Origin of the sequence: Burkholderia sp. (assembly GCF_018375725.1) — a bacterium.
Taxonomy (GTDB): Bacteria; Pseudomonadota; Gammaproteobacteria; order Burkholderiales; family Burkholderiaceae; genus Burkholderia.
The window spans coordinates 1-2,695 of sequence record NZ_JAHACR010000425.1; the positions used below are offsets into that span (position 1 = coordinate 1).

The 2,695-nt window shown below is 67.6% G+C and carries 4 protein-coding genes; 2 read left to right on the top strand and 2 right to left on the bottom strand.

What is annotated here, in order from left to right; all coding sequences use genetic code 11:
- Together KH616_RS23850 and KH616_RS23855 are read left to right on the top strand one after the other, a co-directional pair.
- A partial coding sequence (locus KH616_RS23850; protein WP_292253545.1) for a Rieske 2Fe-2S domain-containing protein occupies positions 1–338 on the top strand: 338 nt, incomplete at its 5' end.
- A gap of 12 nt (positions 339–350) precedes the next feature.
- Entirely contained in the window at positions 351–1,340 is a 990-nt protein-coding gene (locus tag KH616_RS23855) for a S49 family peptidase (protein ID WP_292253548.1), read from the top strand.
- A 57-nt stretch (positions 1,341–1,397) separates the two neighbouring features.
- Here KH616_RS23855 and KH616_RS23860 read toward each other — a convergent pair whose 3' ends face one another.
- Entirely contained in the window at positions 1,398–2,120 is a 723-nt protein-coding gene (locus tag KH616_RS23860; protein ID WP_292253551.1) for an SAM-dependent methyltransferase, read from the bottom strand.
- Positions 2,117–2,695 (bottom strand): Maf-like protein (locus KH616_RS23865; RefSeq protein ID WP_292253554.1); only part of this gene is annotated, 579 nt, incomplete at its 5' end. The genes KH616_RS23860 and KH616_RS23865, both read right to left, overlap by 4 nt.

Here is a 2,695-nt window from a genome sequence, read left to right on the forward strand (position 1 = left end):
GCGGCGCGGGCGTGCGTGTCGACGTGACGCTGCGCGGCGAACCGGTCGTCGTGTTTTTCGTGCGCTACGAAGGCCGCGCCTACGGCTACCTGAACCGCTGCGCGCACGTGCCGATGGAGCTCGACTGGGTCGAGGGACAGTTCTTCGAATCGTCCGGCTTATACTTGATGTGCGCAACGCATGGCGCGATTTATGCGCCGGATACCGGCCAATGCGTCGGCGGTCCGTGCCGCGGCGCCCGCCTGCGGCCGGTCGAGGTCGACGAGCGGGACACACCGGAGGGCCGCGCAGTGTTCTGGATGCCCGACGCCGATCTGCGTCCCGCCGCGACTGACTGACGAAAACAACTCATGGCCGACCAACCGACCTCTCCCGATTCATCTTCCCGCTCCGATGGCCGAGATCCGGCCTGGGAGCGCACCGCGCTGGAGCGGATCGCGCTCGCGGCAGTCAACGAACAACGCATCGCGCGTCGCTGGAAGATCTTCTTCCGCTTCGCGTTCCTCGGCGTATTCATCCTGCTCGCTTTTGCGGTGTTCGATTTCTCGAGCGACACGAAACTGTCGACAGGCGGCCGTCACACGGCGCTCGTGACGATCGACGGGGAAATCGCGGCGGGCACCAATGCGAATGCGGACGACATCAATACGGCGCTCGAAAGCGCATTCGACGACGACGGCACGGCCGGCGTCGTGCTGCGGATCAATAGTCCGGGCGGCAGCCCGGTGCAGGCCGGCATGGTCTATGACGAGATCCGGCGTCTGCGCGCGAAATATCCCGCCAAGCCGCTGTACGTGGTCGTGACCGACATGTGCGCGTCGGGCGGCTACTACATCGCGGCGGCGGCCGACAGGATCTATGTCGACAAGGCGAGTATCGTCGGCTCGATCGGCGTGCTGATGGACGGTTTCGGCTTCACGGGGCTGATGAGCAAACTCGGCGTCGAGCGGCGCCTGCATACGTCGGGCGAGAACAAGGGCTTCTACGACCCGTTCTCGCCCGAGACGGCGAAGATGGACGCGCACGCGCAGGCGCTGCTCGACCAGGTGCATGCGCAGTTCATCAAGGCCGTGAAGGATGGCCGCGGCGCGCGCCTGCATGAGACGCCCGACATGTTCTCGGGTCTGTTCTGGACTGGCGAGAAGAGCGTCGAGCTCGGCCTCGCGGACGGTTTCGGCACGACCGACACGGTGGCGCGCGACGTGCTGAAGGCGCCGGATCTCGTCGATTACACGGTCAAGGAGAGCCTGACCAACCGTGTCGCGCGCAAGTTCGGCGCGGCGGTCGGCAGTGCGGCGATGAAGGCGCTGACAGTCGGTGCGCAAATGGGCATGCGCTAGCCCGTCGTGAGCGGGGACCGGCTCCGGGCCGGCTCCCGTGCGGAGCGGGCTCCGGGCTCAGTTCGCCAGCAGCAGGAAGATCGCAGGGCGCTTGTGCAGATCCGGCACAGGCGCCTTTTTCCATTCGGCCGCCGTGCGGCTTGCGATCGTCTCGGTCGGCAGCGTCAGGTCGGCCGCGACGCAGATCAGCGTCGAGGGCGCGCAGGTCGCGACGAGCGTGTCCAGCATGGCGTGGTTGCGGTATGGCGTCTCGATGAAGATCTGAGTCTGCCGTGCCTTGCGCGACAGCTGTTCGAGTTCGCGCAGCCGCTTTGCGCGCGCGGCGGCATCGACGGGCAGGTAGCCGTTGAACGAGAAGCTCTGGCCGTTCAGGCCGGACGCCATCAGCGCGAGCAGGATGGAGCTCGGGCCGACGAGCGGCACGACCTTCACGCCGCGCTCGTGCGCGCGGCGCACCAGCAGGGCGCCCGGGTCGGCGACGGCGGGGCAGCCGGCTTCCGACACGAGCCCGGCGTCCGTGCCGGACAGCACCGGCGCGAGCAGTTTGTCGATCTCGCCGGCGGGCGTATTGACGTTCAGTTCGCGAATCTCGATTTCCTGGATCGGCCGCGTCGTGCCGATCTTCTTCAGAAAGGCGCGGGTCGTCTTTGCGTTCTCGCCGATGTAGTAGCCGAGCGTGCCTGCGCGTGCCTGCACGGCAGCGGGCAGCGCCGCGGCCAGCATCGATGCGTCGCCGTCGCCGAGCGTGTTGGGTACCAGATAGAGTGTGCCGGCCGTCATGCTTGCACCTCCTTCGCGGCGAACAGCGGATAGTTCGCCGTGCGCAGCATCCGTGTGAGTGCGATCAGCGGCAGGCCGACGAGCGCGGTCGGGTCGTCCGAGTCGATCGCGTCGAGCAGGGCGATGCCGAGGCCTTCGGACTTGGCGCTGCCGGCGACGTCGTACGGCGTTTCGGCGTGCAGATACGCGTCGAGTTCGGCCTCGGGAAGCGTGCGAAAACGCACGCGCGTGACGATGTCCTCGCTCTGCGATTCGCCGGTGCGGCTGTCGTACAGGCTGAGCGCGCTGTGGAATTCGACTTCGCGTCCTTGCATGGCGACGAGTTGCGCAAGCGCGCGCTCGTGGGTTCCGGGCTTGCCGATCTGCAGGCCGTCGAAGGTCGCGACCTGGTCGGAGCCGATCACGAGCACGCCGTCCGGCGCTTCGATCGTATCGGCGACGGCGCGCGCCTTCGCAGCGGCGAGGCGCAGCGCCGTCGCGGCAGGCGTCTCGTCGGGCAACGGGGTTTCGTCGAGGTCGGGCGACACGACGTCGAATGGCACGCAAAGCCGCTCGAGCAGCGCGCGGCGGTAGCG